The 17713-nt window shown below is 70.1% G+C and carries 17 protein-coding genes; 12 read left to right on the top strand and 5 right to left on the bottom strand.

Annotation, left to right across the window (positions count from 1 at the left end; genetic code table 11):
• Window positions 1-7 precede the first annotated feature (7 nt).
• From mhpT to C722_RS0104005, 3 genes are read left to right on the top strand one after another with little or no spacing between them, the layout of a single operon-like run.
• Window positions 8-1240 carry a 3-(3-hydroxy-phenyl)propionate transporter MhpT gene (mhpT, locus tag C722_RS0103995; protein ID WP_017639260.1) on the top strand — a complete coding sequence of 411 codons (1233 nt, stop codon included), beginning with the start codon at window positions 8-10 and terminating at the stop codon, window positions 1238-1240.
• Window positions 1233-1784, top strand: a complete 552-nt coding sequence (locus tag C722_RS0104000; protein WP_017639261.1) for a DUF3237 domain-containing protein — start codon at window positions 1233-1235, stop codon at window positions 1782-1784. Before mhpT ends, C722_RS0104000 begins: the two co-directional genes overlap by 8 nt.
• Window positions 1785-1807: 23 nt before the next feature.
• A complete protein-coding gene (locus tag C722_RS0104005) occupies window positions 1808-3040 on the top strand; it encodes a thiolase family protein (RefSeq protein WP_017639262.1) in 1233 nt (410 codons plus the stop codon).
• Window positions 3041-3228: 188 nt separating this feature from the next.
• Here the strand turns inward: C722_RS0104005 and C722_RS0104010 are convergent, their stop codons facing one another.
• From C722_RS0104010 to C722_RS0104030, 5 genes are all read right to left on the bottom strand, one after another.
• A complete protein-coding gene (locus C722_RS0104010) occupies window positions 3229-4623 on the bottom strand; it encodes a sensor histidine kinase (RefSeq protein ID WP_017639263.1) in 1395 nt (464 codons plus the stop codon).
• Window positions 4620-5297: a response regulator transcription factor gene (locus C722_RS0104015; protein ID WP_017639264.1), complete on the bottom strand. Its 678-nt coding sequence runs from the start codon at window positions 5295-5297 to the stop codon at window positions 4620-4622. The genes C722_RS0104010 and C722_RS0104015 overlap by 4 nt, the downstream gene beginning before the upstream one ends.
• A gap of 58 nt (window positions 5298-5355) precedes the next feature.
• Window positions 5356-5907, bottom strand: coding sequence for a chorismate mutase (locus tag C722_RS0104020; protein ID WP_017639265.1), 552 nt, complete (start codon window positions 5905-5907; stop codon window positions 5356-5358).
• A gap of 375 nt (window positions 5908-6282) precedes the next feature.
• The gene (zapA, locus tag C722_RS0104025; RefSeq protein WP_017639266.1) at window positions 6283-6573 is read right to left on the bottom strand and encodes a cell division protein ZapA; all 291 of its coding nucleotides are present in this window, start codon (window positions 6571-6573) and stop codon (window positions 6283-6285) included.
• Entirely contained in the window at window positions 6570-6845 is a 276-nt protein-coding gene (locus C722_RS0104030; protein ID WP_017639267.1) for a hypothetical protein, read from the bottom strand. The genes zapA and C722_RS0104030 overlap by 4 nt, the downstream gene beginning before the upstream one ends.
• Window positions 6846-7145: 300 nt before the next feature.
• Between C722_RS0104030 and arnB the strand changes: the two genes are divergently transcribed.
• From arnB to C722_RS0104075, 9 genes are read left to right on the top strand one after another with little or no spacing between them, the layout of a single operon-like run.
• A complete protein-coding gene (arnB, locus tag C722_RS0104035) occupies window positions 7146-8294 on the top strand; it encodes a UDP-4-amino-4-deoxy-L-arabinose aminotransferase (RefSeq protein WP_026083640.1) in 1149 nt (382 codons plus the stop codon).
• Window positions 8291-9280 (top strand): undecaprenyl-phosphate 4-deoxy-4-formamido-L-arabinose transferase, encoded by a 990-nt coding sequence (arnC, locus tag C722_RS0104040; protein ID WP_017639269.1) that lies wholly within the window; start codon window positions 8291-8293, stop codon window positions 9278-9280. Before arnB ends, arnC begins: the two co-directional genes overlap by 4 nt.
• A 14-nt stretch (window positions 9281-9294) precedes the next feature.
• Window positions 9295-11274 carry a bifunctional UDP-4-amino-4-deoxy-L-arabinose formyltransferase/UDP-glucuronic acid oxidase ArnA gene (arnA, locus tag C722_RS0104045; RefSeq protein WP_017639270.1) on the top strand — a complete coding sequence of 660 codons (1980 nt, stop codon included), beginning with the start codon at window positions 9295-9297 and terminating at the stop codon, window positions 11272-11274.
• Window positions 11275-11285: 11 nt separating this feature from the next.
• Entirely contained in the window at window positions 11286-12167 is an 882-nt protein-coding gene (gene arnD, locus C722_RS0104050; protein WP_026083641.1) for a 4-deoxy-4-formamido-L-arabinose-phosphoundecaprenol deformylase, read from the top strand.
• Window positions 12164-13807 carry a lipid IV(A) 4-amino-4-deoxy-L-arabinosyltransferase gene (gene arnT, locus C722_RS0104055; protein WP_026083642.1) on the top strand — a complete coding sequence of 548 codons (1644 nt, stop codon included), beginning with the start codon at window positions 12164-12166 and terminating at the stop codon, window positions 13805-13807. Before arnD ends, arnT begins: the two co-directional genes overlap by 4 nt.
• Window positions 13804-14145: an EamA family transporter gene (locus tag C722_RS0104060; protein ID WP_017639273.1), complete on the top strand. Its 342-nt coding sequence runs from the start codon at window positions 13804-13806 to the stop codon at window positions 14143-14145. Before arnT ends, C722_RS0104060 begins: the two co-directional genes overlap by 4 nt.
• Complete coding sequence (arnF, locus tag C722_RS0104065) at window positions 14142-14543, top strand: 4-amino-4-deoxy-L-arabinose-phosphoundecaprenol flippase subunit ArnF (RefSeq protein WP_017639274.1); 402 nt, start codon at window positions 14142-14144, stop codon at window positions 14541-14543. Before C722_RS0104060 ends, arnF begins: the two co-directional genes overlap by 4 nt.
• The gene (locus C722_RS0104070) at window positions 14540-15937 is read left to right on the top strand and encodes a UDP-glucose/GDP-mannose dehydrogenase family protein (protein ID WP_017639275.1); all 1398 of its coding nucleotides are present in this window, start codon (window positions 14540-14542) and stop codon (window positions 15935-15937) included. The genes arnF and C722_RS0104070 overlap by 4 nt, the downstream gene beginning before the upstream one ends.
• Window positions 15937-17619 (top strand): glycosyltransferase family 39 protein, encoded by a 1683-nt coding sequence (locus C722_RS0104075; RefSeq protein ID WP_017639276.1) that lies wholly within the window; start codon window positions 15937-15939, stop codon window positions 17617-17619. The genes C722_RS0104070 and C722_RS0104075 overlap by 1 nt, the downstream gene beginning before the upstream one ends.
• The last annotated feature ends 94 nt before the right edge of the window (window positions 17620-17713 follow it).

The following is a 17713-nucleotide window of genomic DNA, read 5'->3' on the forward strand; positions in this document are numbered from 1 at the left end:
GTCCACCATGCGCCTGCTCTCGACCGTTCCGCCCGGGGCCCGCCTGACCCTGCTGCTGTGCTTCATCGTCGCCCTGCTGGAGGGCATGGACCTCCAGGCCATGGGCATCGCCGCCCCGGCCATGGCCAAGGCCTTCGGCTTCCAGCCGGGGCAGATGGGCCTGGTGTTCAGCGCCAGCATCCTCGGCCTGCTGCCCGGCGCCTTCATCGGCGGCTGGTGCGCCGATCGCATCGGCCGCAAGAAGGTGCTGATCGCCTGCGTGCTGATCTTCGGGGTCTTCTCGGTGGCCACCGCCCATGTCTGGAGTCTGGAGAGCCTGCTGCTGGCGCGGCTGCTCACCGGCATCGGCCTGGGCGGCGCCCTGCCCAATCTGATCGCCTTGTCCGCCGAGTCGGTGGACGAGCGCGCCCGCGCCACGGCGGTCAGCCTGATGTACTGCGGCGTACCCCTGGGTGGCGCCCTGGCGGCGGTGGTGGGGTTGCTGGACGTCGGCCGCTGGCAGACGGTGTTCTATGTCGGCGGCCTGGCGCCGCTGCTGGTGGCGCCGCTGCTCGGACGCTACCTGGCGGAGACTGCCGGCTTTCTGCGCACGCGCGGTGGGCCTCAGGCAAGCGGGCCGCGCGGGGCCTGGCTGGGCGCCATCCCGCTGTCGACCACCCTGCTGCTGTGGCTGGGCTACTTCTTCACCCTCACGGTGATGTACATGCTGCTCAACTGGCTGCCCTCGCTGCTGGTGGGCCAGGGCTTCAGCCGCGGCCAGGCGGTGGGGGTGCAGATCCTCTTCAACCTGGGCGGCGGCATCGGCTCGGTGCTGTTCGGCCTGCTCATGGATCGCTGGCGGCCACGGCTGACGGTGCTGGCCATCTACCTGGGCATCCTGCTGGGTCTGGCCGGGCTGGGTCTGGCCAAGGCCTATCCGCTGGTGGCCCTGGCCGGTTTCGCCGCCGGGCTGTTCGTGGTCGGCGGCCAGCTGGTGCTCTATGCCCTGGCGCCGCAGCTCTATCCGGCGGCGGTACGGGCCACCGGGACCGGTGCGGCGGTGGCGGTGGGGCGCCTGGGCGCCATGGCCGGCCCCTTGCTGGCCGGCCAGGTGCTGGCCGTGGGCGGGGGTGCGGCGACCCTGGTGGTGGCCACCACCCCGGCGGTAGTGGTGGCGGCGGGCGCGGTGCTGGCCCTGCTGCAACGGCGGACGGCGGCACCCGCGGCCACCGCCCGCGTGGAGGCTCCCCGTCATGCGTAGCCTGCTGCTGGTCACGTTGCTGATGCTGACCGGCCTGGCCCGCGCGGCCACGGCGGACGGCGATCCGGCCACCGCCACGCCACCACCATTGCAGCTCGAACCCCTGGCGCGTTTCGAGGTAGCCCTCGACGCCCCGGTGTGGGAGCTGGGCCAGACCAGCGACCTGGGCAAGCGGCGCATCATCCCCATCACCGGCGGTCGCTTCGATGGCCAACGCCTGCACGGACGGATCCTCGACAACGGCGCCGACTGGCAGGTGGTGACCGCCGATGGCCTGGCCATCATCGACACCCGCTATCTGCTGCAGACCGACGATGGCGCCCTGATCTATCTGCAGACCAAGGGCTATCGCTACGGCCCGCCGGAGGTGATGCGCGAGCTGGCCGCCGGCAAGCCGGTGGACCCACGGCGCTATTTCTTTCGCGTCACCCTGACCTTCGAGACCGCCGCCCCGGCCTATGCCTGGCTCAACCGCGCCATTGGCGTGGGCAGTGCCATGCGCCTGGGCAAGGCGGTGGTCTACGACGCCTATCTGCTGCAATAGAGGAGTACCCGATGGCTAGCGGAATGAGTGCGCTCTACGACGATGTCCTGCTGCTGGATGGCGTGCGCACGCCCTGGACCGATCTGAATGGCGCTCTGGGGCAGGTATCACCCACCGACCTGGGTATCGCCGTGGCCCGGGGGCTGCTGGCGCGCGGCCACGCCGCCGGGGCGGTGGATTCCGTGCTGGCCGGCTCGGTGGCCCAGGCCAGCTTCGATGCCTATCTGCTGCCACGCCATATCGGCCTCTATGCCGGGGTGTCCGAGGCGGTGCCGGCGCTGCAGGTGCAACGGGTCTGCGGCACCGGCCTGGAGCTGCTGCGCCAGGCAGGCGATCAGTTGCAGAGCGGCCAGGCCAGCCGGGTGCTGTGCGTGGCGGCCGAGTCCATGACCCGCAATCCCATCGCCGCCTACACCCACCGCAGCGGCTTTCGCCTCGGCGCGCCGGTGGAATTCCACGACTTTCTCTGGGAGGCGCTCAAGGACCCGGCGGCCGGGCTGGACATGATCGCCACCGCCGAGCGCCTGGCGCAGCGCCACGGCATCGCCCGCGAGGCTGTGGATGCCTGGGCGCTGCGCAGTTTCGAGCGCGCCCTGGCGGCCCAGCGCCAGGGCTGGTTCACGGAAGAGATCGTGCCGGTGGCGGCGGCCCATTTCGAGGCCGAAGGCCTGGCGCCGCGGGAGTTGCGCCTGTCGCGGGGCTGCGCGGTGGTCGAGCATGACAGCCATCCGCGCGAGACGTCGCCGGAGGCCCTGGCGCGGCTGACGCCGGTACATCCGGGCGGCGTCCAGACCGCCGGCAACAGCTGCGCGGTGGCCGATGGCGCCGCCGCCGTGCTGCTGGCGCGGGGCGCGACCGCCGCGTCGGCACGGGCACTGGCCTGGGTGCGCGGCAGTTGCGTGGTAGGCGTGCCGCCGGACCTCATGGGTAGCGGGCCGGTGCCGGCCATCCAGGGCCTGCTCGACCGCGCCGGCCTGACCCTGGACGCCATCGACCGCCTGGAGATCAACGAAGCCCAGGGCGCCCAGCTGCTGGCGGTGCAGCAGGCCCTGGAGCTGGATCCGGCGCGCCTCAATGTGCACGGCGGCGCCATCGCCCTGGGTCATCCGCTGGCCGCCACCGGGCTGCGCCTGGCCATCACCCTGGCGCGTCAGTTGCGCGCCGAGGGGCTCAGGTATGGCGTGGCGGCGGTGTGCATTGGTGGCGGGCAGGGGATGGCGGTGTTGCTGGAGAATCCGGGGTGGCGAGGGTGCTAAGGCGTAGGGGGTTGGCCAGGGCGCGCCGGATCACCCCCGCTCTCTGGGGGAGAGGGTTGGGGTGAGGGGATCGGCTCTGGTGTGTTGGGCTTCGCTGTGCTCAGCCCAACCTACGAGGGTGTGGGGCACGCCGGATCGCCCCCTCTCCCTGGGGAGAGGGTTGGGGTGAGGGCAGCCCCTGCTCCGACCTACGAGGCCTCCGCCTGCGGCACGACGAGCGGCGGGAAATGGATGGCCACCCGCAGGCCCTGGCCGCCTGCTGCGGTGGCCAGTTCGATGCCGGCGTCGTGGGCGGTGGCGATGTCGCGGACGATGGCCAGCCCCAGACCGGTGCCGTGGATGCCGCTGTCGAGGCGATAGAAGCGCTCGAAGATGCGTTCGCGCTCCGCCTCGGGAATGCCCGGGCCGTCGTCTTCCACCTCCAGTACCGTCGCTCCGGCCTGGCCGCGCAGCCTTACCGTGACCTGACCGCCGCGTGGGGTGTATCTGAGGGCGTTGTCGACCAGGTTGTCGAGCAGGTCGCGCAGCTGAAAGGCGTTGCCCTGCACGGTCTGCGGCTCCAGTTCGTAGCCCAGGTCGATGCCGTGGCCATCGGCCTGGGACAGCTGGCTGGGCATGGCTGCGCCGATCAGCTCGTCCAGCCGCAGGGGTTCGCGTGGCGGACTTTCCAGGCGTGCGGTGGCGGCGCGGGCCAGGGTCAGCAACTGGTTGGTCTGGCGGGTCATGCGCTCGGTGGCGGCCTGGAGTTGCGCCAGGGCCGCGGCGCTTTCAGCATCCCCGGCATGGCGCTGGCGCAGCCACTGGGTCAGGGTGCTGATGCCGGCCAGCGGGGTGCGCAACTGGTGCGCCATGTCATCGAGAAAGGCGCGCTGGTTGCGTGCGCCCTCGCGGATGCGCAGCAGCAGGCCGTTGAGCGCGGTGACGAAGGTGCCCAGTTCGCGAGGCGCACCCTCTTCGCGCAGTGGCGCCAGGTCATCGTAGTGGCGGCTGTCGAGCTGGCGCTCCAGCCGTTCCAGGGGCTTGAGGCCCCGGCGCACCGCCCAGAGCAACTGGGCGGCGATCAGCAGGGCGACCAGGATCTGCACCGCCACCAGGGTCAGCACCATGCGCTGCAGGGCGGCGGTGTGGCGACTCAGGGTCTGGGCCACGCTGGCCACCACCGGTTGCCCGGCTACCGCGCCGAGGCGGCCGACCATGAACACCGAGCGGTCGTTGATGCGGGTGCGCAGGGCGGTGGTATGGCCGTCGCGCATCTCGTCGGTGATCTCCTGGACGGGCATGGCCTCATCGCCGAACAGCAGCTGGCCATCGAGGGTGCGGACCGCCAGCCAGACGTGGTCGTGGCTGTTGTGGCGCAGCAGGTAGTCGGCTTCCGTCGGCAGCCACAGGCGGCCGTTGCCATCCACCTCCAGTTGTTCGAGCAGCAGGATCACCGCATCGGTGAGATCGCCGTCCAGGGCGCTGAACGCCGGTTTGCGGGCGAACTGATAGCTGACCACCGCGCCGGCGAGGTTTACCAGGAGCACCGGCAGCACCAGCCACTTGAGCAGCCGCCGGCGCAGGCTGGGCGCGGTGGCGGTCATGGCGCGGCTTCTTCCAGGCGATAGCCGAAGCCGCGCACGGTACGGATGCCGACCCCGGAGTCGGCCAGTTTCAGCCGTAGCCGCGAGACATAGACCTCCACGGCGTTGTGGGTCAGGTCCTCGCTGCCCCAGGGGGCCAGGGCGTCGATGATCTGCTGCTTGGAGACCACCTTGCCGGCCTGGCGCAGCAGGTGTTCGAGCACCGCCCACTCGCGGGCCGAGAGATCCAGTGAGGTGTCGCCAAGGCGCGCCTGGTGGGCGGCGGTGTCCAGGCGCAAGACGCCAAGGGTGAGGTCGGCGCTGCTCTGGCCACCGGCGCGACGGACCAGCGCCTTGATCCGCGCCACCAGCTCGGGCACGGCGAAGGGCTTGACCAGGTAGTCGTCGGCACCCACCTCGAAGCCATGTACCCGGTCGTCGATGGCGTCGCGGGCGGTGAGCAGCAGCACCGGCTGATCGCTGCCACGCTGGCGCAGGCGGCGGACCACCTCGAAGCCGTCCAGGCCACCGGGCAGGCCGATGTCCAGCACCACCACGGCGAAGCGGGTGGTGCGCAGCCAGGCGTCGGCCTCGGCGCCGGTGCGCAGGAGGTCGACCTGCATGCCATGGCCTTCCAGGACGCGGCGGATACCGTCGGCCAGGGTGGCGTCATCTTCGACGAGCAGGATGTGCATGTAGGGTCCTTGGATTCAACGCGGTTCGGTCGCCGTGCCGCCGATTATGCACAGGCTCTCAGCGCGGCAGGGTGCAGAAATCGCCCAGCGCCCGCACCAGGGCCAGGCGGTGGAGATCATCGGGGCGCGCGGCGGCGAGATGGGCGGCGAGGGCGCGATCCAGCTGCGCCGGGCAGTCCGCGGCGGCGCGCAATTCGCCGGTGGCGGCGAGACCGCCGAGCAGCCTGGCCTGGAGCTCGTTCAGCTGGGTCCTGAGTGCCGTGAGGTCCGTCGTGCTGGCGGGCAGCGGCTGTTCGTTGCGCCGCCATGCCTGCAGCAGGCCGTATTGCACCAGCTTGTTGGCTTCCATCTGGGCGGCGAAAAAGGTCTGGGCGGTGGCCGGGGAGACGCTGGCGGCGGGCGCGGCCTGGGCGACGTCCTGCAGCACCTGGCGTTCGCGGACTTCGTCCAGCACCGGCTTGCCGCTGTCGTGCTTGCTGCGGGCCACCTGATCGGCCAGCGTCAGGCGCTGGGCCATGGCGTCCAGCAGGGCCGGCAGCGGCTCCGCCGCGGCCTGGGCGCCGAGGGCGATACTCAAGAGCGGCAGGGCGAGCCAGCGAATACCGGACATGACGGACCTCCAGGGCAGGGGAAGGGCACCGAAGCTCGCACGGGGCAGCGGGGTGGTCAAGATTAGCGGGGCAGGGCGGTTGCGCGGGAATGAGGGAGTGGGGGTGGCCCTCACCCCAGCCCTCTCCCCGAGGGAGAGGGGGCGGAGCGGGTGCCGTGCCTCCTGGATGAGGCTGCGCCGTCATCCACGCTACGGAGTCGCGCACAGGCGGAACCTGTGGCTTTCGTAGGTTGGGTTGAGACGGCCCCATCGTCGAAGCCCAACACGGCGGCGTCGAGCGCAGGTCGGGTTCGAGCGGAGCGGCGCCCTCACCCCACCCCTCTCCCCAGGGGAGAGGGGGCAGAGCGGCGTGGGTGGCGTGCCTCTTGGATGAGGCTAGGCCTCCTGCGTCGCCCGTACCTCGGCGGTCAGGGCCTGGAGGCGGGCGTCGAGGGCGCTCAGGGCGCCGGCGTCGGCGGCGGTGTCCAGGCTCAGGCGCAGGGCGGCCAGCACCAGCAGCTCGATGGCATCACCGCGGCGGCGATCGCCCTGGATGGCGACCAGTTCGTCGCGCAGGCGGGCGGCGGCCTGTTGCAGGGCGGCGCGGTCGCCTTCGGCCACCTTGAAGCGGTAGCGGCGACCGAGCACCTCCACCTCGTCGTCGGCGCCCGCGTTAGCGGTCTTCACTCGACGCTGGCCGCGTGGCGCTGCTCGGCGTCGGCGGCTACGGTCTGCTCCACCGACTGCGCGGAGAGCAGGGCCAGCAGGCCTTCCACGCGCTGGCGGGTGCTGGCGCCGTGTTCTTCCTGCTCCAGCAGACTCAGTTGCAGGGTGTCGTTTTCCTCGCGCGCGGCCAGCAGGGCCTGCTCCAGTTCCTGGGTGCGGGCGGTCAGGCGCTGGTTGCGCTGCAGCAGGTCGCGGATGGCGGTTTCCAGTTCGCTCAGGGTGTTGTCCAGCATGGGCGCGGTCGTCTCTCGTGTCAGGTTCGGGACTGCCAGGGAGGCAGGGGTCAGCATTCTAGGCCTCTCACCGACCACCGGCACCCCATTCGTCGTGGGCTAAGCCCTTGTTTTGCCAAGAGGTTCACGGGGGTGGTCAGTGAGCTGACCGGCTGTCAGGCAGTTGTCAGGTTGCGCTAAGGGGGCCGTAAGGCAAGACGCCTTAGCCTGGGCTCATCGCGTCGGCTGTCCTGTCCCGGCGCCCCTCGCTTCGGATGAGCCGCCATGACCGATCTGTCCCAGAGCACCGCCCCGCGTCAGCTGGACGAGCCTTTCCTGCCGTTCTCCCGACCCAGCATCGGCGCCGAGGAAGTGGCCGCGGTTAGCCGGGTGCTGACCTCGGGCTGGATCACCACCGGGCCCCAGGCCAACCTGCTGGAAGAGCGCTTCGCCGATTCGGTGGGTGCCGCCCACGCCGTGGCCCTGTGCTCGGCCACCGCCGCCATGCACGTGACCCTGCTGGCGCTGGACATCGGCCCGGGCGACGAGGTAATCACCCCCTCGCTGACCTGGGTCTCCACCGCCAACATGATCACCCTGATCGGCGCCACCCCGGTGTTCGTCGACGTCGACCGCGACACCCTGATGGTCTCCGCCGAGCAGGTGGCCGCCGCCATCACCCCGCGCACCAAGGCCATCGTGCCGGTGCACTACGCCGGTGCCAGCTGCGACCTGACCCCGCTGCGCGCCCTGGCCCGTGAGCATGGCGTGGCGCTGATCGAAGACGCCGCCCACGCCGCCGGCACCCGCTACCAGGGTGAGTCCATCGGCCAGCGCGGCACCGCCATCTTCAGCTTTCACGCCATCAAGAACCTGACCTGCGCCGAAGGCGGCATGCTGGTGACCGACGACGCCACCCTGGCCGAGCGGGTGCGCCGCTTGAAATTCCATGGCCTGGCCGTGGATGCCTTCGACCGTCACGCCCTGGGCCGCAAGCCCCAGGCCCAGGTGCAGGAGCCCGGCTTCAAATACAACCTCTCGGACATCCACGCCGCCCTGGCCCTGGTGCAGCTGGATCGCCTGGGCGACATCAACAGCCACCGGCGGCTGCTGGCCCAGGCCTACACCCAGCGCCTGGCCCAGCTGCCGGTCGCCCCGCTGGCGCTGCCCGACTACGCCCAGACCCACGCCTGGCACCTCTACATCCTGCGCATCTGCCCCGAGCGTTGCGGGCTGGAGCGCGAAGCCTTCATGGCCGGCCTCAAGGCGCGCGGCATCGGCACTGGCATCCATTTCACCGCCACCCACCTGCACCCCTGGTACCGCGAGCGCTGGCCGGAGCTGGCGCTGCCCAACAGCGAATGGAATTCGGCCCGGCTGTGCTCCATCCCGCTGTTTCCCGACATGACCCTCGCCGACGTCGACCGCGTGGTCGGCGCCATCGAAGACCTGCTGGAGAAAGGCGCATGAAGCCCTATGCGATCGACCGGGTATCCGTGGTGATCCCCGTCTACAACGAAGAAGCCAGCCTGCCGGAGCTGCTGCGCCGCACCCGCGCCGCCTGCCGCCTGCTGGATTGCCAGGTGGAGATCATCCTGGTCGACGACGGCAGCCGCGACCGCAGCGCCGAACTGCTGCAGCAGGCCGCCAGCGAGCCGGACAGTCCCGTCGTGGCGGTGCTGCTCAATCGCAACTACGGCCAGCACTCGGCGATCCTCGCCGGCTTCGAGCAGGCCCGGGGCGATCTGATCATCACCCTGGACGCCGATCTGCAGAATCCGCCGGAAGAGATCCCGCGCCTGGTGCACACCGCCGCCCAGGGTTATGACGTGGTCGGCACCGTGCGCCAGCAGCGCCAGGACTCCTACCTGCGCACCCTGCCGTCGCGGCTGATCAATCGCGCCGTGCAGCGTTCCACCGGCGTCGCCATGCGCGACTACGGCTGCATGCTGCGCGCCTATCGTCGCCAGGTGGTGCAGTCGATGCTGGCCTGCCACGAGCGCAGCACCTTCATCCCGATCCTGGCCAACAGCTTCGCCCGCCACACCACCGAGATCGAGGTGGCCCACGCCGAGCGCGAACACGGGGATTCCAAGTACGGCTTCCTCAAGCTGATCAACCTGATGTTCGACCTGCTGACCTGCATGACCACCACCCCGCTGCGCATGCTCAGCCTGTTCGGCGGTGGCCTGGCCATCTTCGGTTTCCTCTTCGCCGCACTGCTGCTGGTGCTGCGCGTCACCCACGGCGCCGAGTGGGCGGCCGATGGCGTGTTCTCGCTGTTCGCCGTGCTGTTCATCTTTACCGGCGCCCAGTTCGTCGGCCTCGGTCTGCTCGGCGAGTACCTCGGCCGGGTGTACCACGACGTCCGTGCCCGGCCCCGGTTCCACGTGGAACAAGTGATCCGCGCCGCCACCCTTTCTCCTTCGCCGGCGCCGCTGCGCCAGATCCAGTAACAGGAAAGCCCCTGATGAAAACCGCCATCGTCTTCGCCTACCACGACATCGGCTGCGCCGGCCTCGCCGCGCTGATCCAGGCCGGCTATCCCATCGCCGCCGTCTTCACCCATCCGGATGACCCTAGCGAGAACCGCTTCTTCGGTTCGGTGGCCCAGCTCTGCGCCCGCCACGGCATCCCGGTGCACGCCCCGGAAGACGTCAACCACCCGATCTGGGTCGAGCGCATCCGCGCCCTGGAGCCGGATTTCATCTTCTCCTTCTACTACCGCAACCTGCTGTCCAACGACGTCCTGGCCTGCGCCAAGCGCGGCGCCTACAACCTGCACGGTTCGCTGCTGCCGCGCTACCGCGGTCGCGCCCCGGCCAACTGGGTGCTGGTCAACGGCGAGACCGAGACCGGCGTGACCCTGCACCGCATGGTCCAGCGCGCCGACGCCGGCGCCATCGTCGCCCAGCAACGCGTCGCCATCGCCGCCGACGACACCGCCCTGACCCTGCACGCCAAGCTGCGCGAAGCCAGCCAGACGCTGCTGCGCGACAGCCTGCCGGCCCTGGCCGAAGGCCGCCTGACCGAGCGCGAGCAGGACGAGAGCCAGGCCACCACCTTTGGCCGCCGCAGCGCCGCCGATGGCGAGCTGGAGTGGAGTCGTCCGGCCGTGGAGCTGAACAACCTGGTGCGCGCGGTGACCCAACCCTATCCGGGCGCCTTTGGCTGGATCGGTGATCGCAAGCTGATCGTCTGGGGCGCCCAGGCGCGTCAGGAAAGCCATGGCCAGGCCCCCGGCAGCGTGCTGAGCCTGGAGCCGCTGCGCATCGCCTGTGGCGAAGGCGTCCTGGAAATCCAGGCCGGCCAGCTGGGCGACAACGGCCTCTATCTGTCCGGTCCGCAACTGGCCCGCGAAGCCGGCCTGGTGGCCGGTGCCCGCCTGCACCGCCAGGATCGCCGCGCCAAGCGCCGTAACCGGGTGCTGATCCTCGGCGTCAACGGTTTCATCGGCAACCACCTCTCCGAGCGCCTGCTGGCCGACGGCGAGTACGAGGTCTATGGCCTGGACATCGGCTCCGACGCCATCGAGCGCCTCAAGTTAGATCCGAATTTCCACTATGTGGAGGGCGATATCTCCATCCACACCGAGTGGTTGGAATACCACATCAAGAAGTGCGACGTGGTGCTGCCGCTGGTGGCCATCGCCACCCCCATCGAATACACCCGCAATCCGCTGCGCGTGTTCGAACTGGACTTCGAGGAAAACCTCAAGATCGTTCGCCACTGCGTGAAATACGGTAAGCGCGTGATCTTCCCGTCCACCTCCGAGGTGTACGGCATGTGCCAGGACGAGCGCTTCGACGAAGACCGCTCCAACCTGGTGGTCGGCCCGATCAACAAGCAGCGCTGGATCTACTCGGTCTCCAAGCAGCTGCTCGACCGGGTCATCTGGGCCTATGGCGCCAAGGGCCTGAAATTCACCCTGTTCCGTCCGTTCAACTGGATGGGCCCGCGCCTGGATCGCCTGGACTCGGCGCGCATCGGCAGCTCCCGCGCCATCACCCAGCTGATCCTCAACCTGGTGGAAGGCACTCCGATCAAGCTGGTCGACGGCGGCGCCCAGAAGCGCTGCTTCACCGACGTCGACGATGGCATCGAGGCGCTGTTCCGTATCATCGAGAACCAGGGCGGTCGCTGCGACGGCCAGATCATCAACATCGGCAATCCGGACAACGAAGCGAGCATTCGCGAGCTGGCCGAAGAGCTGCTGGCCCAGTTCGAGGCCCATCCGCTGCGCCACGAGTTCCCGCCCTTCGCCGGCTTCCGCGAGGTGGAGAGCAAGAGCTTCTATGGCGATGGCTACCAGGACGTGGCCCACCGCAAGCCCAGCGTGGAAAACGCCCGCCGCCTGATCGACTGGCAGCCGAGCACCGCCATGGCCGCCACCGTCGGCAAGACGCTGGACTTCTTCCTGCGCGAAGCCATGGCGCAGCGGGAGGCCTGATGAAAGCCCTGATTCCGGCCAGCCTGCGCATCGACGTGGACACCTATCGCGGCACCTGCGAAGGGGTACCGCGGCTGCTCGACCTGCTGGACGAAGCCGGGGTCAAGGCCAGCTTCTTCTTCAGCGTCGGACCGGACAACATGGGGCGCCACCTGTGGCGCCTGGTGAAGCCCACCTTCCTGTGGAAGATGCTCAGATCCAAGGCCGCCAGCCTCTATGGCTGGGACATCCTCTTGGCCGGCACCGCCTGGCCGGGCCGGCCCATCGGCCGCGACCTCGGTCACCTGATGCGCGAGACCCGCGCCCGTGGCCACGAGGTCGGGCTGCACGCCTGGGATCACCATGCCTGGCAGGCCCACACCGGCAGCTGGAGCCTGGAGCGCCTGGGCGCGGAATTCGGCCGTGGCCTGCAGGCCCTGGAAGACATCCTCGGCGCCCGGGTCGACTGCTCCGCCGCCGCCGGCTGGCGCGCCGATCCGCGGGTGGTGCTGGCCAAGGAAGCCTTCGGCCTCAGGTACAACAGCGATTGCCGCGGCAGTGCGCTGTTCCGCCCGCGGCTGGGCAACGGCAGCCACGGCACCCCTCAGGTGCCGGTGGACATGCCGACCTTCGACGAGGTGGTTGGCCCGGAGCTGGCCGCCGGTGACTGGAACGACTATCTGCTCAAGCGCTTCCGTCCGGGTGCGCTCAACGTCTACACCCTGCACGCCGAGGTGGAAGGCATCGCCTTCGCCGAGGACTTTCGCGCCCTGCTCAAGGCGGCGCGGGAAGAGGGTGTCCTGTTCCTGACCCTGGGCGACCGTCTGCCAGCCGATCCGCGCCAGTTGCCCGCGGGCAATCTGGTGCGGGGCAGCCTGGCCGGACGCCAGGGCTGGCTGGGCGTGCAGGCATGAGTCGGCGACGCCTGTGGATGCTGCTGCCGCTGGCACTGCTGGCCTATGCCTTGCCGCTGGCCTGGCGTGGCCTGTGGATCCCGGACGAGTCGCGCTATGCGCAGATCGCCCAGGAACTCTGGCGGCGTGGCGACTGGGTGGTGCCGCACTTCCTCGGCTTGCCCTATTTCGAGAAACCCATCGGCGGCTACTGGACCCAGGCCATCGCCCAGGCCTGGCTCGGTGATTCGCTGTTCAGCGTACGCCTGGTGCCGCTGCTGGCCAGTCTCGCCACCGCCGCCCTGGTGGCGCGCCTGACCCGGCTGATCTGGCAGGACCGCCCGCTGGCGCTGCTTGCCGGGGTGGTCTATCTCTCCTGCGTGGCCGTGGCGGGTCTGGCCACCTACGTCACCCTCGACGCCCAGTTCGCCTTCTGGATGGCGCTGGCGCTGCTCGCCCTCTGGCAGGCCCAGGCCGCCGCGACCCGCGGCGCGGCCCTGGCCCAGTGGGCGCTGCTGGGCCTGGCCTGTGGCTGCGGCCTGCTGACCAAGGGCTTTCTCGCCCTGGTGCTGCCGGTGCTGGTGGCCGTGCCCTTCTTCCTCCTGCAGCGGCGCCTGGGCGAGTTGCTCTGCCGCGGTCCGCTGGCGGTGCTGGTGGCGATCCTGGTGGTCGCCCCCTGGGCGCTGCTGGTGGCCCAGCGCGATGCGGATTTCTGGAATTTCTTCTTCTGGCACGAGCACATCCAGCGTTTCGCCGGCCAGGATGCCCAGCACGAGCGCCCGTTCTGGTTCTATGGCCCGGTGCTGCTACTGGCCATCCTGCCCTGGGCCGGCCTGCTACCGCGTACCCTGGGCCGGACCTGGCAGGAGCGCCGCCATGCCGGTACCGCCTTCCTCGGCATTGCCGTGGTCGGCCAGCTGCTGTTCTTCAGCTTCAGCCGCGGCAAGCTGCCCACCTACCTGCTGCCGACCCTGGCCGCCTTGGTGCCGCTGCTGGCGCGCACCCTGCTGGAGGCGGGCCGCCGCGGCGCCACCGGCGCCCTGCGCCTGAACGGCCTGTGCAATCTGTTGCTGGGCCTGGCCGGCGTTGCCGCCCTGCTGATCTATGGCGGTCGCCTCTATGAAAGCGGCGAAGGCCTGACCCGTGCCCTGGCCCTGCTGGCGCCCCTGGCGCTACTGCTGGCCGGTCTGGCCGCCCTGGTCTGGCCGCGGCGCACCCTGCTGGCGCCGGCCCTGGCGCTCTGGGTGCTGCTGCCGCTGCTGTCCATCGCCCTGCCCAACAGCCTGGTCGACAACAAGCTGCCGAGCAGCTTCATCCAGGCCCAGCTCGGCCACTTCAAGAATGCCGGCCTGCTGGTCAGCAACGACCTCGGCGTGGCCGCCAGCCTGGCCTGGGCCAGCCACCGCGACGACGTGGTGCTGGTGGGCGGTCCGGGCGAGCTCAAGTACGGCTTCGCCCGCGAACCGGCCAGCGGCCGCCTGATCGAAGAGCGCGACCTGGCCGCCTGGCTCGCCGCCCATCGCGACCAGAGTCCGGTGGCCATCCTGCTGCGGGTCGACGGCCCCAGTGACCGCCAGCTGCTCGACAGCCTGCCCGAGCCCGGCGAGAGCATCGCCAGCGAGCGCCTGGTGCTGCTGGTCTATCCGAGGCCGACACCGTGACCGCCCTCGACGGCCTGCTGATCGCCGTGGTGATCGGCCTCACCTGCGCCGGCCAACTGGGCCAGAAGCGCGCGGTGACTGCCGGCAATGCCCTGGCCGCACGACTGCGCTCGCCCTGGCTGTGGGGCGCCCTGGTCTGCCTGGGCCTGGCCCTGCTGGTCTGGTGCGCGGTGCTGCAGCGGGTGCCGGTGGGCGTCGCCTATCCCTTGCTCTCGCTCAACACCCTGGCGGTGACCCTGCTGGCCCGGCTGGTGTTCGGCGAGCGGGTGGACGCCCGCGCCTGGTGCGGCTGCCTGTGCATCGTCGCCGGTGCCGCCCTGCTGGGGGGCCAGCTATGAACGGCCTGTTGCCGCTCGGCCTGAGCATCCTGCTCACCACCCTCGCGCAACTCTCGCTGCGCGCCGCCCTGGTGCGGCTGCCGGCGATGGCCACGTGGCTGAGCACGCCGTCGGCGCTGTTCGGCGCGGCCGGTCTGCTGCTGGCCCTGGGCATCCTCTGCTATGGCCTGTCGCTGCTGGCCTGGCTGGCCGCCCTGGCGCGCCTGCCGCTGGGTCGCGCCTATGCGGCGCTCGGCCTCTCCTATGTGTTCGTCCACCTCGGCGCGGCCTGGCTGCCAGGCGCCGCCGAATCCTTCACCCCCTGGAAAACCCTGGGCGTCGCGCTGGTCGTGGCCGGCGTCGCCCTCGTCGGCGGGCCCCGCGCCAGCGCCGCTCCCACCCTGAGGAATACCCTATGAACATCAGCGTTTTCGGCATCGGCTACGTGGGTCTGGTGCAGGCCGCCGTGCTGGCGGAAGTCGGCCACCAGGTGGTGTGCATGGACATCGACCGCGCCAAGATCGACAAGCTCAAGCGCGGCGAGGTGACCCTCTATGAGCCGGGTCTGGAAGAGCTGGTGCGCAGCAACCTGGCCGCCGGCCGCCTGGTGTTCACTCACGAGGCCGCCGAGGCCGTGGCCCATGGCGCCGTGCAGTTCATCGCCGTCGGCACCCCGCCGGCCGCAGATGGCTCGGCCGATCTGTCCGCCGTCTTCGCCGTGGCCGAGACCATCGCCCGCCTGCGTCGCGAGCCGCTGATCGGTCAACCGGTATCCCGCGATCCGCTCTTGGTGGTGAACAAGTCCACCGTGCCGGTGGGCACCGGCGACCGCGTCCGCGCGCTGATCCACGAGGTGCTCGCCGAAGAGGGCCGCACCCTGCACGTGGAGGTGGTCTCCAACCCGGAATTCCTCAAGGAAGGCGCCGCCATCGCCGACTGCAAGAAGCCCGATCGCATCGTGGTGGGCACCGATTCGCCGGTGGCCCGCGACCTGATGCGCGAACTCTATGCGCCCTTCAACCGCAACCATGACCGCATCCAGTGCATGGACCTGCGCAGCGCCGAGCTGGCCAAGTACGCCGCCAACAGCCTGCTGGCGGTCAAGATCAGCTTCATCAACCAGATCGCCGAACTCGCCGAGCACGTCGGCGCCGACATCGAGGCGGTGCGCCAGGCCATCGGCGCCGATCCGCGCATCGGCCACCACTTCATCTACCCGGGCTGCGGCTACGGCGGCTCCTGCTTCCCCAAGGACCTGCAGGCACTGATCCGCACCGGCGAGGAAAACCAGGTGGAGCTGGACCTGCTGCGCGCCGTGGAAGCCATCAACGTGCGCCAGAAGACCAAGCTGTTCGAGCGCATCAATACCTACTTCGACGGTGACCTGCGTGGCCGTACCTTCGCCCTCTGGGGGCTGGCCTTCAAGCCCAACACCGACGACATGCGCGATGCGCCCAGCCGGGTACTGATGGAAGCCCTCTGGGCGGCCGGCGCCAAGGTGCGCGCCTTCGATCCGGTGGCCATGGCCGAGGCCCAGCGCCTCTATGGCCATGACGAACGCCTGGCGCTGATGGGTACCCCCGAGGCGGCCCTGGCCGGGGCCGATGCCCTGGTCATCTGTACCGAGTGGCAACAGTTCAAGGCGCCGGACTTCGACCTCATCGCCCGCCAGCTCAACCAGCCGCTGATCTTCGACGGGCGCAACCTGTTCGATCCCGAGCGCATGGAGCGCCGCGGCATCGAATACTTCGCCATCGGGCGTGGCGCCGCCCTGGGCGGTCCTCAGGTCACCCGCCGCGTGGATGCCGCCTGATGGTCTCGCCCATGCCCCTGACCCCACGCAGCGCGCCCCTCTACGCGCTGCCGGCGGCCAGTCGCCTGCGCCGTGAAAGCCTGCTGCTCGGGGTGGTCGCCACCCTGATGTTCACCCTCGGCATCTGGAACCAGGCGCCCCAGGGCTTCGACGGTCGCTGGGCGGTCTTCCTCGGCGAGATGTTTCGCCATGGCCCATCCTTTTTCGCCACCACCTACGGCCAGCCCTATCCGGACTATCCCGGCACCGCCACCTGGCTGAGCTGGCTGGCCGCGCGGGTGATCGGCGCGCCCAATCACCTGGCCAACGTGCTGCCCACCGCCCTGGCCTCGGCCGCGGTGCTGGCGCTGACCTATCGCCTGCTGGCCGACACCCGCCGTGCCTGGGCACTGCTCACGGTGCTGCTGGTGGCCCTGACCCCGCAATGGCTGGAAAAGGCCCGCGCGGTCTGCCTGGACCAGCTGGTCGCCCTGGTGGTGCTGCTCTGCTTCTACCTGCTCCATAGCGCCGACCGCGACGGCCGCCCGCTGCGCCGCCTGCTGGTGTTGCCGCTGTTCGCCCTGGGCTTCGCCATCCGCGGCCCGTTGGGGCTGATCGAGCCCTGTGGCGTGGTCTGCCTCTACTGGCTGGTGGTCGCCTGGGGCGAGCCGGCGCGCCGCACCTTCGCCCTGCAGCGCCTCTTTGGCTATGGCCTGGCCGGTCTCGCCTTGCTCGCCCTGGGCTGGTGGACGCTGATCCAGCTGGCCCATCACGAGGGCGGGGCGGCTTTCGCCGCCGAGGTCTGGCACATGCAGGTCACCGGCCGGCTGGACGAGAGCGGCAAGCCGTTCTGGTTCTATCTGCAGCTGGGGCTGTATCGCTATCTGCCGGTGCTGCCCCTGGCGCTGCTGGTGCTGCTGGCCGAGCGCCGTCGTCTGCTGACCTGGCCGCACACCGCCCAGCGCCGCCTGCTGCTGGGCCTCGCCGGGAGCGGTCTGCTGATCCTGGTCGGACTGTCCATCCCGCACTTCAAGCGCGCCTACTATGTGGTGCCCATGGTGCCTTTCCTGGCCGCCATCGCCGCCCATGGCCTGCTGCGTGCGGAGAGCTGGTTCCGCCGGGTCGCGCCGCTCTACACGGCGCTGGTACTAGCCCTGCCGGGGCTCGCCCTGATCGCCATGCTGGTCTGCCGTCACCTCTGGCAGCGCCACGGCTACTGGCCGGACGTCTCCCTGGCGCTGCTGGTGCCGGCCTTCGTCCTGCTGCAGATCGCCGCCCTGGTCGGCTGGCGGCGCCTGACCGGCAGTCGCCGGCTGCTTGCCCTGAGCGCCCTGGCGCTGGCCGCCCAGTGGCTGATGCTGGTCACGGTGGTGGAGCCAGCCCAGGACCTGCAGTACGACACCCGCGGTTTCGTCCAGCAGGTGGAGGGTCTGCGTCAGCAGCAGCCGGGTCCGCTGGTGTTCTTTGGTCTCGGCCAGGACAGTTGGGCGATCCGCTACATGATGAACCTGGACCACGACGAGCAGCCGATCTTCATCGCCCGACCCCAGGTCGCGGACCTGGCGCACCTGCCGTCCGGTGCCTGGATCATCCTCGCCCGCGACGACCGTGAACTGCTGGCGGGTACCCCGCTTGCCGACCTGACCCCGGTGCTGGGGCGCCGGCTCAACGGCAATCCCTGCCTGGTGTATCGCCTGCCCTGAGGCCCCCGGAGCCGACTTAGAGCCTGTTCATAATCTCGCGAGCTAGAGCCAAACAAGGCGAAAAGGCTTGAGGAAGCGGAGTTTACAGATCGTA

Origin of the sequence: Pseudomonas sp. 313, from assembly GCF_000316965.1 — a bacterium.
Taxonomy (GTDB): domain Bacteria; phylum Pseudomonadota; class Gammaproteobacteria; order Pseudomonadales; family Pseudomonadaceae; genus Chryseomonas; species Chryseomonas benzopyrenica.

Bases quoted from the DNA above. Each gene is read 5' to 3' on its own strand.
- arnA (WP_017639270.1), top strand. From the start codon at position 9,295: ATGAAAACCGCCATCGTCTTCGCCTACCACGACATCGGCTGCGCCGGC.
- C722_RS0104030 (WP_017639267.1), bottom strand. From the start codon at position 6,845: ATGCTGGACAACACCCTGAGCGAACTGGAAACCGCCATCCGCGACCTG.
- C722_RS0104015 (WP_017639264.1), bottom strand. From the start codon at position 5,297: ATGCACATCCTGCTCGTCGAAGATGACGCCACCCTGGCCGACGGTATC.
- C722_RS0104000 (WP_017639261.1), top strand. From the start codon at position 1,233: ATGCGTAGCCTGCTGCTGGTCACGTTGCTGATGCTGACCGGCCTGGCC.
- C722_RS0104020 (WP_017639265.1), bottom strand. From the start codon at position 5,907: ATGTCCGGTATTCGCTGGCTCGCCCTGCCGCTCTTGAGTATCGCCCTC.
- C722_RS0104005 (WP_017639262.1), top strand. From the start codon at position 1,808: ATGAGTGCGCTCTACGACGATGTCCTGCTGCTGGATGGCGTGCGCACG.
- C722_RS0104070 (WP_017639275.1), top strand. From the start codon at position 14,540: ATGAACATCAGCGTTTTCGGCATCGGCTACGTGGGTCTGGTGCAGGCC.
- arnC (WP_017639269.1), top strand. From the start codon at position 8,291: ATGAAGCCCTATGCGATCGACCGGGTATCCGTGGTGATCCCCGTCTAC.
- C722_RS0104075 (WP_017639276.1), top strand. From the start codon at position 15,937: ATGGTCTCGCCCATGCCCCTGACCCCACGCAGCGCGCCCCTCTACGCG.
- arnT (WP_026083642.1), top strand. From the start codon at position 12,164: ATGAGTCGGCGACGCCTGTGGATGCTGCTGCCGCTGGCACTGCTGGCC.
- mhpT (WP_017639260.1), top strand. From the start codon at position 8: ATGCGCCTGCTCTCGACCGTTCCGCCCGGGGCCCGCCTGACCCTGCTG.
- arnF (WP_017639274.1), top strand. From the start codon at position 14,142: ATGAACGGCCTGTTGCCGCTCGGCCTGAGCATCCTGCTCACCACCCTC.
- C722_RS0104010 (WP_017639263.1), bottom strand. From the start codon at position 4,623: ATGACCGCCACCGCGCCCAGCCTGCGCCGGCGGCTGCTCAAGTGGCTG.